Source organism: Bifidobacterium vansinderenii (assembly GCF_002234915.1).
In the GTDB taxonomy this organism is placed as follows: domain Bacteria; phylum Actinomycetota; class Actinomycetes; order Actinomycetales; family Bifidobacteriaceae; genus Galliscardovia; species Galliscardovia vansinderenii.
Map to the genome: position 1 here is coordinate 1 of NZ_NEWD01000025.1, position 13,944 is coordinate 13,944.

Annotated in this window: 11 protein-coding genes and 2 rRNA genes; 10 read left to right on the forward strand and 3 right to left on the reverse strand. The window is 62.9% G+C overall.

Features of this window, described 5'->3' with window-relative positions; translation table 11 throughout:
• The 4 genes from Tam10B_RS08810 to Tam10B_RS08825 all read left to right on the forward strand — a co-directional run.
• Positions 1–261: ribosomal RNA gene (locus Tam10B_RS08810) — 23S ribosomal RNA — on the forward strand; the annotation flags it as partial.
• Positions 262–433: 172 nt separating this feature from the next.
• Positions 434–550 (forward strand): 5S ribosomal RNA (gene rrf, locus Tam10B_RS08815).
• A 103-nt stretch (positions 551–653) separates the two neighbouring features.
• Positions 654–1,769 carry a lactonase family protein gene (locus Tam10B_RS08820; protein ID WP_158214183.1) on the forward strand — a complete coding sequence of 372 codons (1,116 nt, stop codon included), beginning with the start codon at positions 654–656 and terminating at the stop codon, positions 1,767–1,769.
• Positions 1,770–1,991: 222 nt separating this feature from the next.
• Positions 1,992–3,380: a chloride channel protein gene (locus tag Tam10B_RS08825; RefSeq protein ID WP_093960878.1), complete on the forward strand. Its 1,389-nt coding sequence runs from the start codon at positions 1,992–1,994 to the stop codon at positions 3,378–3,380.
• 32 nt (positions 3,381–3,412) lie between these two features.
• Here Tam10B_RS08825 and Tam10B_RS08830 read toward each other — a convergent pair whose 3' ends face one another.
• The gene (locus Tam10B_RS08830) at positions 3,413–3,964 is read right to left on the reverse strand and encodes a hypothetical protein (protein WP_143248614.1); all 552 of its coding nucleotides are present in this window, start codon (positions 3,962–3,964) and stop codon (positions 3,413–3,415) included.
• A gap of 36 nt (positions 3,965–4,000) precedes the next feature.
• Positions 4,001–5,410, reverse strand: coding sequence for an MFS transporter (locus Tam10B_RS08835; RefSeq protein ID WP_233133670.1), 1,410 nt, complete (start codon positions 5,408–5,410; stop codon positions 4,001–4,003).
• Between the two features lie 203 nt (positions 5,411–5,613).
• On the opposite strand from Tam10B_RS08835, the gene Tam10B_RS08840 reads away from it, so the two are divergent.
• From Tam10B_RS08840 to rsmD, 4 genes are all read left to right on the forward strand, one after another.
• Positions 5,614–6,939 carry a type II CAAX endopeptidase family protein gene (locus Tam10B_RS08840; protein ID WP_093960880.1) on the forward strand — a complete coding sequence of 442 codons (1,326 nt, stop codon included), beginning with the start codon at positions 5,614–5,616 and terminating at the stop codon, positions 6,937–6,939.
• Between the two features lie 173 nt (positions 6,940–7,112).
• Positions 7,113–7,304, forward strand: coding sequence for a 50S ribosomal protein L28 (gene rpmB / locus Tam10B_RS08845; protein ID WP_093960881.1), 192 nt, complete (start codon positions 7,113–7,115; stop codon positions 7,302–7,304).
• A gap of 111 nt (positions 7,305–7,415) precedes the next feature.
• Entirely contained in the window at positions 7,416–9,887 is a 2,472-nt protein-coding gene (locus tag Tam10B_RS08850; RefSeq protein WP_093960882.1) for an ATP-dependent DNA helicase RecG, read from the forward strand.
• A gap of 59 nt (positions 9,888–9,946) precedes the next feature.
• The gene (gene rsmD / locus Tam10B_RS08855; protein WP_093960883.1) at positions 9,947–10,546 is read left to right on the forward strand and encodes a 16S rRNA (guanine(966)-N(2))-methyltransferase RsmD; all 600 of its coding nucleotides are present in this window, start codon (positions 9,947–9,949) and stop codon (positions 10,544–10,546) included.
• A gap of 233 nt (positions 10,547–10,779) precedes the next feature.
• Here the strand turns inward: rsmD and trmD are convergent, their stop codons facing one another.
• Positions 10,780–11,763: a tRNA (guanosine(37)-N1)-methyltransferase TrmD gene (gene trmD / locus Tam10B_RS08860; RefSeq protein ID WP_093960884.1), complete on the reverse strand. Its 984-nt coding sequence runs from the start codon at positions 11,761–11,763 to the stop codon at positions 10,780–10,782.
• Between the two features lie 383 nt (positions 11,764–12,146).
• On the opposite strand from trmD, the gene Tam10B_RS08865 reads away from it, so the two are divergent.
• Together Tam10B_RS08865 and Tam10B_RS08870 are read left to right on the forward strand one after the other, a co-directional pair.
• Positions 12,147–13,208: a zinc-dependent alcohol dehydrogenase family protein gene (locus tag Tam10B_RS08865; RefSeq protein WP_093960885.1), complete on the forward strand. Its 1,062-nt coding sequence runs from the start codon at positions 12,147–12,149 to the stop codon at positions 13,206–13,208.
• A 24-nt stretch (positions 13,209–13,232) separates the two neighbouring features.
• A complete protein-coding gene (locus tag Tam10B_RS08870; RefSeq protein WP_093960886.1) occupies positions 13,233–13,898 on the forward strand; it encodes a DUF4867 family protein in 666 nt (221 codons plus the stop codon).
• The last annotated feature ends 46 nt before the right edge of the window (positions 13,899–13,944 follow it).

A 13,944-nucleotide genomic window follows, 5' to 3' on the forward strand; every position in this document is an offset into this window, starting at 1 on the left:
AGCCCTGCCCATAGTACGAGAGGACCTGGGTGGACGAACCTCTGGTATGCCAGTTGTCCCGCCAGGGGCACGGCTGGTTGGCTACGTTCGGATGGGATAACCGCTGAAAGCATCTAAGCGGGAAGCCCTCTCCAAGATAAGCATTCCGTCACGCGTTAAGCGTGTGTAGTCCCCATGGAGAACACGTGGTTGATAGGCCGGACGTGGAAGCCCCGCGAGGGGTGGAGCTGACCGGTACTAACGGACGAGCGACAACACAACCCAACACCCTCGGGGGTTGGGTTCCCGGAACGAATTCCAGACGTTCCCGGACAAGCACGGAGCACTTTTGGTTCACACTGCGATCGACACGAAAACACACGACGCGTCCGCTAGCCGGTTCCCAGACCACCACCATCCACCGGGATGATCCCCGGTGATAATTTCAATATTTTGCGGCGGTCATGGCCCAGGGGAGACGCCCGGACCCATTCCGAACCCGGAAGCTAAGACCTGGCACGGCGATGGTACTGCACTCGACAGGGTGTGGGAGAGTAGCACACCACCGCAATTTACTCTTATCAGGGAGGGAAACCTAACGGTTTCCCTCCCTTTTTATTTATCTACAGCTCTTTTTCTCCCATGGTTTTACACTGAAGATCATGACACGAGATATGAAAGCTGTTGATCTCCTGATCGGCGGATACGGAGCGTTGCAGGGATCGAACGGCAGAGGCATCGAACTATGCACCTTGCATGCGCAGACCAATGACGGCACGCTGCATCATGAGCGTCTACTATCCGACGTGCCGTCACCTTCGTGGCTAGAACGGGATCGCAGCTCCGCGACCGACACCGTGTACGCGGTATTGGAAAACAGTCGTGGCTTGGTGGCTCTCCGCGTCGACGGCGATCATGAAACCCGCAGTCTGACACTGATCTCATGCGAAGACGTTCCCGGTGACGGGCCCACGCACGTGGCGGTAGCGGTGGACGACAACGGTCGGAAGCATGCCATCACCGCGAACTACGTCAGCGGATCAATCAGCGTATTCCCGATCAACGAGGATGGAACACTGGGCGGTGTATCCCAGACGTTGCAGGGGAACCCGGAGGAAGGACACGGTCCACTGCCTGCACAGGAAGGACCGCATGCGCACTGGCTCCTGCCGTTGCCGGACGGGCGCGTGCTGTCCACCGATCTCGGCGCCGATCGTATTTATATTCATCAGTGGAACGATGGCGTACTGACTCGTACGGGCATGGTGCGATTGGCTTCCGGCACCGGCCCGCGAGACATGCATCTGCTGCCGGCGGATGATGGCTCATGGCGCGTGGCCGTCGTTGACGAATGGGGATGCACGGTTACGGTGCTGCAGCCTGATGCCGACGACTTCCGTATTCTGCAGACGGTCGATCTTGCCGCCGCTCCGGCCGATCAGGCGGCGTCTCTCGCGTTCATTGCGGAATCCGAGTACGCGGAGCGGTCGGCATCTGCGGACACGGACGACACGGACAGTGCAGATTACGCGGGCATGGCCTACGTGGGATTGCGCGGATCCGATCGGATCGTTTCATTGCGCTGGGACGGGGAGACACTGACTCGCGTGAGCAGTGTGTTCAGTGGCGGTGGACGTCCCCGTCATCTGTGCGCGGTCGGACGATACCTGGTCGCGGCGAACGAGACCGAGGACCATCTGACACTGTTCCGCGTGGATGAGAACGGAACGCTGGCTACCGTTGACGATTTACCGATTGGGTCGCCTACGGCGGTATTGCCGCTGGTGTAGGGGCTGAGTATGGTGTGGAGAGGCAATTTTGGATAAGCGGTATGAGGATATGCGCGCATGCGGCAGGATACGAATCAGCGGAAGGGCTCCGACGGTAACGGACGGCAGACGAATCTGACGACTTCTGAGAAAACAACGGATGAGGCGACACCGTTCGCGGCAACGCCATCGGACAATGCGACGTCGAAAACGACGTCTAACGAGGCAACTTCCTCAGGCGGTATGGACTGGAAGCGTATCGGCTGGCTGGCTGCGGCGGTGGTCGTGCTTGGAGCGGTGATCGGCGCGGGTGCGGGATTGCTGACCCTGCTGCTGTACGGCGTGGAGCATGTGATGCTCGGCTATATCGAGGGCTCATCCATGCCGGGCCCGTTCATCGTGCCGGGATGGCGTCGCGCGGTGTCCGTGACGGTCGGCCTGTCGATCGCCGCCGTGGCTTGGTATCTGCTGCGCACCAAGACCACCAAGGTGCCGTCGGTCAAGAAGGCGGTGAACGGCGAACGCATGCCGTGGTGGCAGACTGTGGTGCACGTCGTATTGCAGATCTTCATCGTCGGTTCGGGCGCGTCGATCGGCCGTGAGGTGGCACCGCGTGAACTCGGTGCCATGCTCGCCCAACGGTTCTGCGACATCTTTCATCTGAATGGACTGGACCGTCGCATGGTCGTCGCCGTTGCGGCGGGCGCCGGTCTGGGCGGTGTCTATGACGCGCCGCTTGCCGGCATGTTCTTCGCCGTGGAGATCCTGCTCGCGGACATCACGATCGAGAAGGTCGCGTTCGGTCTGGGCACGTCGGCGGTGGCTGCGTTCGTCGCCACGCTGATCAAGGGACACCATACGTTCTACGACATCACGGCGATACAGCCGGGGGAGACTCCCACGCTGATGCTGTTCGCACTGCTGTGCGGCACGGTGTGCGGCGTGGCCGGCGCGTTGTTCCGTCGTGGATCGCAGTGGGCCGAATCGCATAAGCCGTCCGGCAAGGCGCTGCTGTGGCAGATGCCGCTGGCCGGTGTACTCACCGGTGTGGTCGCATTGTTCGTGCCGCAGGTGATGGGCAATGGTCGTGCGGCCGCGCAGCTGGGGTTCAGCACGTTCATTGGCAACGATTCGGGCGCGGCGCTGTCGGCAACGTCGGCCGGTGCTTCGCCGTGGAATCTGATCGGCTTCGGTCTGACTGGCGGCGCCTCATCCGGTACCGGCATGGGTGCGGGCGGTGATCTGCATCAGTATTTCTGGCCGATGCTGGGACTGCTGTCGATCTCGTTCGCGGTCAAGGCGGTCGTCACGCTGCTGACCATTCGTTCGGGCGCGTCCGGTGGCGTGCTGCAGCCGGGAATCGCGTTGGGCGCCACGCTGGGCGCGATGCTGGCGTTGCCGTGGCTGTTGATCTGCCCGATCGACTCGGCCACGGCATGCGCGCTGATCGGCGCGGCGGCGCTGCTGTCCGCGTCGCAGCAGGCGCCGCTTATGGCCATGTGCCTGATCATGGAACTTGCGGAGGCGCCGATCACGTTCTTCGTGCCGGTGGGCATGGCCGTCGCCGTGTCGGCGTTCGTCTCCCACTGGCTGGTCGAACGGTGGAAGCGCACGGCGAAGCGCGAACGGTAATCAACGGCCGACACCTTGGCGGAGTCGTTGATCTAGTAGCCGCTGTCGATGTACACCCAGCCGTGGTCGGCATCCGGCGAGGAGGGGTCGTAGACGTAGGTGTCCATCCAACCGGTGTACGGGCCGGAGCCGAAACTGCCGTCGCTTCCGTAAGAGCATTGGAAATCGGTACGGAATATGGCCACTCGGTCCATGCCGTACTTATCGATGGCCGCCGATATGGAGGAACTCGAACCCGGATTGTCGATCGTCATCTGGTGTTCCGAGCGCAGGTAATCGTCCGACCACGCCTCGTCGTACGAGATTCGGGAGATCTCACAACCCTTCCAGGAGGTCCATTTGCGGTCCAGCATGGCGCCGATCGCGTCGTCGATCTGCTGATGCGTGAACTTGCTGCCGGTCTTGATCTCGTACTGCGTATGGCTGACGTCGACCGAACGATTCGGCAGGTAGATCCAGAAATACGCCATTACGGCGAATCCGATCGCGCACAACGCCGCGACCATGCCCTTCCAATGCCGTGCGATCCACGGACTGTCCGGCCGATCGCCGGGATCGCCGCGCCTGAAACGAATGCCTGTCATACGCTGAAGTATATTCGCCCGGAATGAGCGCCCGGATCAGTCCGCCTTCGTCGGATCCTTTTGGAGGGTGAGGAAGACGAGGGCGACGACGAGGAGAATGGCGATGGAGAGGACGCCGAGCGATGCGTTGCCGGTGAGGGTCGTGGTGGTGGCGACCAGGAACGTGCCGAGGATCGAGGCGGTCTTGCCGAAGATGTCGTACAGACCGTAGTACTCGTTGGCGTGCTCCTTGGGAATGATCTTGCCGTAGTACGAACGGCTCAACGCCTGGATGCCGCCTTGGAACATGCCGACCAGGATCGCGAGGATCCAGAATTCGGCCGCCGACTTCAGGAAGAACGCGGCGAAGAACACGATGCACATGTACGCCACGACGGCCGCGACGATCATCGGCTTGCAACCGAACCGGCCGGCCATGCGACCGTAGAGGATCGCACACGGGAACGCGACGAACTGCGTGACCAGCAGCGCGATCACCAGCTGCGTCGAATCGATGCCGAGCTGCGTGCCGTACGACGTGCTCATCGAGATCACCGTGTTCACCGCGTCGATGTAGAAGAAGAACGCGACCATGAACATCCACAGCGGCTTGTTGCGTACGAGCTTGTGCAGCGTGGATGACAGTTCGGCGAACGTGCCGTGCACCGCCTCCCGCGTGTGATCGCGCGTGGCGCGGTAGTGCACCTGACGGTAGCTGGTCAGCAGCGGGATCGTGAACGCCACCCACCAGACGGCGGTGATCACGAACGACGCGCGCGTGCACGCCACCGTCGACCAACCGAACAGCGCCGGGCCGCCGAAGATCAACGCGATGCAGAAAATGAACGGAATCGTGGACCCCACGTATCCCCATCCGTAGCCGTGGGACGACACCTTGTCCATGCGTTCGTTCGACGTGGTGTCGATCAGCATGGAATCGTAGAACGTGAGCGAGCCGTTCAGACCGATCGTGGCGAGTACATACACCACCAGAAACGGCAGCCATGTCAGCGGCAGCGCCATGGCACAGCAGGTCACCACGCCAGTGCCGAAGAAGCCGAGGAAGAACTTGATCTTCATACCCTGCACGTCGGCGATCGAGCCGAGCAATGGCATGAGCAGCGCGATCACGAGCGATGCGATCGTCTGCGCGTATCCCCATGCCGACACGATGTTGCCGTCGGCGGGCATGAGCGACTTCGCGTAGATCGGGATCACCGCGGTGCTCAGCAGCACGAACGCGGAATTGCCCACATCGTAGACGATCCACTTCTTCTCCCGCGCGGTGAGTCTGCCGCTCGGCGGGACGGGGAACTCGCCGTCGCCCAACGCGCGCGGCGCATCCTGACCCTTGATCGTGGCCGCATGATCGGCTGTATCGGGGGCGACGACGCGTGACGTGTTCGCGGTGTTCATGCTGGTGCTTGCGGTGTTCGTGGCGTTCTCACTCGGTTCGGTGCCGGTCATGGAAGGTCCTCCTGATCTTTCGCGCCCGCGCAGAGCATGCGGAACGGCATGCCGCGCGACAACCATCCTTCATCGTAAGGGGCGTTTGCGTGGGCGATGCGCCGAAGAACATGAACTCACGGTGAATTGATGGGCGATTCGAGGTACGGGTGTTACGGTGAAGGGAAAGACATCGTGGTTCGTGGTCCAGGGAAGGGGTGGCGATGAGCGACCCGCAGCATCCTCAATATTCTCAACAGCCTCCGCAACGGTATCCGTCACAGCCATCGCAACGTCCGGCGCAGCAGACGCCGGGAGGATACCAGTATCCGTCCGGGTACCAGTCCGGTGGGTATGCGTCCGGTGGGTATGCGGCGAATCCTGTCGCCGGGTATGTGCCCCCTGCCGGGCAGCCGTATCCTGCCGGAGGCCATGCGCCCGCCGGGCAACCGTATCTGGCGTACCCCGGAGGCGGCCGGCTCGCGCCGCGTGGCACTGTGCACTATCCCGAAGTCAATCTTCGTACGGCGCGTACGGCGTTCTCCCGCATGGGCTGGACGCTGCTGGTGTGGATGCTCGGCGCAGAACTGGTACTGATGCTGCTGCAGTTCGTGGGCAACATTCTGGTACAGGAGATCGATCCCGCCGCGCGCACCATCGACAAGTTCCCCTGGCTGTCCCTGATGCTGTCGAACGTCGCACAGTATGGCGCCGCGCTGCCGCTGTGCCTGATCGTCGCGTTCACGATACCCAAATATCCACCGCAGCCGCGCGGGGCCGATCCGGGTGCACGGTTCTGCGCGCGCGAATGGCTGACGATTCTGGTCATGGGATTCCCGATCATGTTCGTCGGCAGCATACTCGGGTCGAGTCTGTCCGATCTGCTGTCCGGCGGCAAATTCAGCAATCTGCTGGACTCCGTGGCATCCGGCACCACCCCGCTGGATCATGTGGTGGAGGGCATCACGTTCGTGGTGTTCGCGCCGCTTGCCGAAGAGTTCATATTCCGCCGCTGCCTCATCGACCGCACGCGCATCTACGGCGAAAAACTCGCCGTTTTCTCGTCGGCGCTGCTGTTCGGACTCATGCACTCCAACCTGTATCAGTTCTTCTACGCGTTCGGCTGGGGACTGCTCTGGGGATACGTATACGTGCGCACCGGCAAACTGCGGTACACGATCGCGCTGCACGCCACGGTCAATTTCATAGGCGGCGTGGCGGCGCCGGCCCTCACCAACGTCAGCGACAAGGACATGAACGACCTGATGTCCGGCGACGTGCAGCGCATCACCGCGGCGTTCGGACGATCCGGCCCGCAGCTAATCGGATACATGCTCTACACGGTGTTGATACTGGCACTGGTCATCGCCGGCGTGGTGCTGCTCGTCAATGCCATCCGTCGCAAACGCGCGTACTTCCAGCAGTCGCCGAAGGAACTGGTGCCGCGCAACCGCTTCCGCGTGGCGCTCGCCAATCCCGGCATTATCGTGTTCGTCATACTGACGGTGCTGACGACGTTCATTACGCCGCTGATGATGCGGTTCTCATGATCGACGGCACGCGATCCAACGGTCCATACACAATATCCACGGCATGATACCCGTGATATTTGCAATATCTCGTATTTCGCTGTAATATCGTGAAGTTGTGTGTTCAGGCCGGGTTGCTTCCCGACGGGGACACGGGAAAGACTTGAACAAGCAGTAAGTTAGAGGAGTCAAACATGGCAGCTCGTTGTGCAGTCTGCGGCAAGGGCCCGCAGGTCGGTTACACCGTTTCTCACTCGCATATCCGTAACAAGCGTCGCTTCCTGCCGAACCTGCAGTCGGTTCGCACCACCGTCGAGGGCGAGAACGTTCGCCTGCGCGTGTGCACCTCCTGCCTGAAGGCCGGCAAGGTCCAGCGCGCCGCCTGATTGCGGTACGCATAAACACGTACAAGGCTCCGGAACGATTCCGGAGCCTTTTTTGTTTGTATATGGCCCCCGTCGATACGACGTCGATACGACTGGGTACAAATGGGGCGTATGACTATCGCTTTGGACTCCGCAGTATCGTCGCTGATGACGAACAAACGGCGCGTCGGAGCGTTGAAATCACTGGGCGTGATCACCGTACGCGACGCGCTCGCCTACTATCCGTTCCGCGTGACCGACCCCGTGCCGGTGACGCCGATCCGCCGCATCACCGTCGGCGTGAAAGCCGCGTTCGTAGCCACCGTTCGGCAGACCCGCGTGGTGCCGATGAACGGTCGACGTGGCGGACGTGTGGAATCCATTCTCGACGACGCCGAATTCTCCTATGAATACGGCAGCGCGCCCGGAACGGTACGACTGACGTTCTTCTCACATAATCGTGGCTACGGTGACTGGATGGCGTCCCGCCTGGTCCCCGGTTCGGTGGTCGTGGTGTCCGGCGATCCGAGCATATTCAACGACAATCTGCAGTTCACCCATCCCGACGTGGTCGTGGTGCGCACGCCGGATGGAATGCCCGCCGAAATCGACTCCGTAGAGGCGGGTCTGGCCAAGGCATCCCGACCGCAGCCGGTATATCACGCCAGCTCGCGCATATCGTCCGACCATATTCATGAGTCGATTCTCGGATTCATGCGACTACTGGCATCGGGCGGTGTGCCCGAGACGCCGGATGCGAATGCCGATGCAGGCAAGACCGGCGGCTTTGCGCCGGCTGGGGCGGAGGAGTCGGTGCTGCCGATCGTGCCGGCCATGCTGGCCCACGCGATTCCCGACGTTCTGCCCGAAACCGTGCGCGAGCGCAACGGTTTGATGCACCGAGCCGAGGCGTTCTGCGCCATCCACAATCCCGACTCCGTCAAACAGTTCCGCGACGGCATCCGTACTCTTCGTTTCGAGGAGGCGTTCGTTTCACAGACCGCGCTGCTCAAGGCGCGCAGGCAGAGCGACGGCATCGAGGCATACGCGTGCGGGGAGCCGCACGATCCCAACGAATCGTTCAAGCAGCGGTTCATCGCGTCACTGCCGTTCTCGTTGACCGGCGGACAGCAGCAGGTGATCGATGACATCGCCGCCGACATGGCCAAACCGTCGCCGATGCAGCGACTCCTGCAGGGCGAGGTCGGCTCCGGCAAGACCGTGGTGGCCGTGGCCGCCATGCTGCAGGCCGTGGATGCCGGTCATCAGGCCGTGCTGGTCGCTCCCACGCAGGTGCTGGCCGAACAGCATTACGAGAGCATCGGCCGCATGGTGGGCAAGCAGGGCGTGCCCGTGCTACTGCTTACCGGTGGCATGAAGCTTGCACAGCGGCGGCGCGTGCTGGCGCAGGCGGCGAGCGGCGACCCGTGCATCGTGGTGGCCACGCACGCCGCATTTTCCAAGAGCTTTCAGGCGCCGAACCTGGCGCTCGCCGTGATCGACGAACAGCACCGGTTCGGCGTGGAACAGCGCGAGACGCTGCGACGCAAGTCGGAGAAGGCGCCGCACTTGCTGGTCATGACGGCCACACCGATCCCGCGCACTGCCGCGATGACATGGTTCGGTGATCTTGACATCTCGTGGCTGACGGAACTGCCCGGCGGACGCAAGCCGATCCGCACGATCGTCGTTCCCGAGGCGGACGGGCGAACCATGGGGCGCATGTTCGCGCACATCCGTGCACGCGTGGACGCGGGGGAGCGGGCGTATATCGTCTGCCCGCGCATCGACGAGGACACCGAGGACGAAACCGACGACGGCACCTCGACGAAGTCGGGCGGTCGGTCCGGCAAATCCGGCGGCGGCAAGGGCAAGGGCGCGCGCGGCGGGCGTGGTTCCGGTCGTGGCGGTTTACGCGGCGAGGAGTACGCCACGTACATCGAGGATCCGTTCGAGGAGCTTGCCGACGATGAGGATGCGGAGGAGAAGCCGCCGCTGCATTCCGTCGAGGAGATTTCCCGACGTCTGGCCGCGCTGCCGCAGTTCGCGGGCATTCGCATCGCCACGCTTACCGGGCGTGATGACGACGATACCAAACGTGAGGTGATGGAGGGCTTCTCGTCCGGTGATACGCCGGTGCTGGTGGCGACCACGGTGATCGAGGTCGGCGTGGACGTGCCGCAGGCCAGCTGCATCGTGATCTTCGACGCCGACCGTTTCGGCCTGTCGCAGCTGCACCAGCTGCGCGGTCGTGTGGGCCGTGGCGGTACGCACAGCTGGGCGTTCCTGATCTCGCGCGCCGAACCGGATTCGATCGCCGCGCAGCGATTGGAGGTCATCCGCACGTCCACCGACGGCGCCGACATCGCGCAGGCTGATCTGGAGCTACGCGGCGCGGGCGACGTGCTCGGCGACGCGCAGTCGGGCGGCCGCTCGTCGCTGAAGCTGCTACGCGTGGTCAAGGATGCGGACATGATCGGCGAGGCGCGCGAGCAGGCGCGCGAACTGCTGGCGGCCGATCCGACGCTTGCCGGTGCCACCGAACTTGCCGGAGCCGTGCTCGACTTCACCCGCGGCAACGAACAGTTCATCACCAGCACGTGATTGCCGTTCGGGCCGTGTGATCGCCGGACTGCGCTGTGCGGCCGTGCATAATGGTTGGTATGCGTATTATTGCTGGACGATTCAAGGGTTTTGAGATTACCACGCCGAAGACCGGCACCCGCCCCACCACCGACCGTGCCAAGGAGGCGATCTTCTCGCATCTGACGGCGATCGGCGTGCTCGACGACGCGCGCGTGCTCGACCTGTTCGCCGGCACCGGCGCGCTCGGCATCGAGGCGCTGTCCCGTGGCGCGAAATCGTTAGTTGCGGTGGAGTCGGCCGGTCCCGCGTCGGCGATGCTGGGCAAGTCGTTCGGCCGGCTGAAGCAGTCACGCGCGTGGAAGTCCGACATGTCGGCACGCGTGATCAAGGCGAAGGCCGAGAAGTTCGCCGCCGGTGCGGCTGGCGGGCCGTTCGACCTCGTATTCATCGACCCGCCGTACGTGTTCGGTACGGAGGACTGCAATGCGTTGCTGCGTGATCTGACCGTGAACGGCATGGTCGATCCGCAGGGCGTGATCATGCTGGAGCGTTCCGCGAGGTCCGATGATCCCACGGCCCCGGAGGGTTGGGAGATCACGCAGGTGCGCACGTATGGCGAGACCGCGGTGTTCTACTTCGAAACCGTGATCGAGGAATCCGTCGACAACATGGAGTGAGCCCATGGGTGTGGCTCACTCCGGCTCCCCTCAGTCGGTTGTCGCCGACGGCTCCCTTCAGGGAGGGGAGCCGAGGAACAGGGAGTGACGGCTTGTTTGTGGTGTCACCTCATCCGTCACGCTTCGCGTGCCACCTTCCCCTCGAGGGGAAGGAGAAAGCATAAGAGCTTGGCTCCCCTCCGTGGGAGGGGAGCTGGCCGCCGTATGGCGGACTGAGGGGAGTCAAGGAGAAGCTAGTGGCGGGGGTGCTGGCCGGAGACGTTCCAGCCCAGGGCCATGAGGGTCTTGCGGTCGGCCTTGCTCAGCGCCTTGCAGTCAAGCTCCTCCACCAGATCCGGGCGAATGCGCGTGGTACGTTCCATGGCCTCGTCGCGGCGATAGCGGTCCACCTTGCCGTGATCGCCGCTGGTGAGCACAGGGTCCACGGCGATGCCGCGCCACGTGGCCGGCTTAGTGAACTGGCGATGCTCGAGCAGCGGATCGCCGGTGTACGACTCCTCGACGATCGACTCGGGGTTGCCCATGAATCCGGGCACGAGTCGCACGATCGCCTCGATCATAGCGGACACGGCCACCTCGCCGCCGTTGAGCACGTAGTCGCCGATCGAATACTCGCGCACTTCCACGCCCTGCCGCGCATAGTATTCAGGCACGCGCGCGTCGATGCCTTCATAGCGGCCGCATCCGAACACCAGATGATCAGCGCGTGACAGTTCGGTCGCATCGGCCTGCGTGAACAGCGGCGCCGACGGATTGGGGAAAATCAGGATCGGCTTGGGGGAATCGGTCGTCGCCTCGGCCGGTGCGGAATTTGCGATAGCGGGGTCATCCGTGGAATCAACGGAGTTGCCATCGCCATCATCGGAACCGTTGGAATCATCGACGTTGTCGTCATCGTCGGCACTGTCGTTGGCCTCGTCGTCCGTGCCGATCAGGCGGAAATCGCGCGACTGCACGGGCTGGCCGTTATCGTCGAACGACACGGGAGCCAGACCCATGACGTCGTCGAGGCACTGCGCCCATACTTCGGGCTTCATCACCATGCCGGCGCCGCCGCCGACCGGGGTATCGTCCACGGAATGATGCACGTCGTGCGTCCAGTCACGCAGATTGTGGGCGGTCACACTGAGCAGCCCCTTGTCCTGGGCCTTGCCGAGCAGACTGAGCTTCAGCACGTCGAAGTACTCGGGAAACACGGAAACAATGTCGATACGCATAATAGGCAAGCCTACCGTCTGCGCCCGAACTCCCGTCTTTTCTCGTCCTTCCCCTTGAGGGGAAGGTGGCACGCGAAGCGTGACGGATGAGGTGCACGCAATCAGCGAATGAATCGACCGCGACGCAGTCGCGCACAACCAGAAACCCCACACATCACGAATCGTCGATCCGTGCCCATAAAACGTCGTGTTTTCGCCTTCCCAAAGCCGCGGGCAGGGGCTATATTATCTTTCGTAAGTAACTTTAAAAAGTAAAAAACAAAAGTTGCGAACGCGGCGAGAAAGCACCCGGACGTCGGGCGGCCGACGAACCGGAACATAACAGCAAACCGATCACACGATCAACACCAACGGGAACCTTCCCGCAGAACAAAGGAGTTGCCATGGAAGGAATGATGAAGGCGGCCTACCTGCCCGGAAACAGCACGGTCGATCTGCGCGAGATCCCGATCCCGAAGCCCGGCTACGGCCAGGTGCTCGTCAAGATGAAGGCGTCCACCATCTGCGGCAGCGACATCCGCGCCATCTACCGCGAGCACACCGGCAAGGGCCCGGAGGGCTACCAGAACAAGGTCGCCGGTCACGAGCCGTGCGGTCAGGTCGTTGAGGAAGGCCCGGGCGTGCGTCGCTTCAAGGCCGGCTCCCGCGTGATCGTCTACCACATCTCCGGCTGCGGTCTGTGCCACGACTGCCGCATGGGCTACCAGATCTCCTGCTCCTCCCCGCTGCGTGCCGCATACGGCTGGCAGTGCGACGGCGGCATGGAGGAATACGTGGTGTGCGACGAGAAGGACCTCATTGAGCTGCCCGACGAACTGACCTACACCGACGGCGCACAGGTCGCCTGCGGCTTCGGCACCGTCTACGAAGGCATCGAGAAGATCGGCATCTCCGGCAACGATGCGGTGCTGGTCACCGGCCTCGGCCCGGTGGGTCTCGCCACCCTGATGCTGGCTCGCAAGCTCGGCGCGAACAAGCTCATCGGTGTGGAGAACAACCCCTACCGTCTCGAGCTCGCCCGCAAGATGGGTCTCGCGGACGTGGTCCTCGACTCCAACGAGAACACCGTCGACGAGATTCTCGACCTGACCGGCGGCCACGGCGTCGAACGCGCCATCGACACTTCCGGTGCGGATCCGGCCCGTCAGATCGCCATTCGCGCCACCCGCGCCTGGGGACGCATCGCACTAGTCGGCGAAGGCGGCACCGTGCACTTCAACCCGAGCCCGGATCTGCTGCACGGCCAGAAGACCATCTACGGCAGCTGGGTGACCAGCCTCGCCCGCATGGAGACCCTGGTCGAGGAACTGGTTCGTTGGAACCTGCACCCGGAGGATCTCGTCACCGACCGCTTCTCTATCGACGACGTGTCCAAGGCTTACGAGCTGATGGACAAGGGCGAGTGCGGCAAGGTCGCCATCTGCTTCGACGAGGAACTCAAGTAGTCGCCCGTCGCAAGGAAACCGACCATGATCCTGCATAACGTACTCACCGAACCGGAGGCATTCGCGCCCTACGGCCGTGTGCTCCCCGACGACTACGACTTCAGCCAGCTGATCGGCGTGCTCAACGAGAACACCGACGCGCCGGCCGACGGCGTGGTCTACGTGCCCAGCTTCGACAAACTCGAAGGCCTGCCCGTGTTCCTGGATCTGCGCGACCGCATCTTCGGCGGTCTGACGATCCAGGCCGGGTACTGCAACGGAACCAACACCACGCTCAACGCGCTGGAATGCCACCGTGGCATCGAGGTGCTGGTAGCTGCCGACGACATCGTGCTCATGCTCGGCAAGAAGCAGAACATCGAGATGAACGACGGCGACTACGCGCTCGACACCTCCACGATCGAAGCGTTCCTCGTGCCAGCCGGCACGGCCGTGCTCTACTACGAGACGACCATGCACTACGCGCCGGCCACCACTAGAGGATCGTTCCGCACGGCGATCGTTCTGGTGGAGGGCACCAACACCGACAAGCCGCTCATCCACCCCGGCAACGAGGAGGATCGCATCCTGTGGGCGCGCAACAAGTGGCTGCTCGCGCATCCGGACTCCCCGGAGGCGGCTGAAGGCGCCTACGTGGGGCTCAAGGGCAAGAACCTCGACCTTAACGAGGATCTGACCATCCCCGCGTGAGCGGCCGGCGTCGGTCGTCGCCTGACGAATGACGATGACGATGACG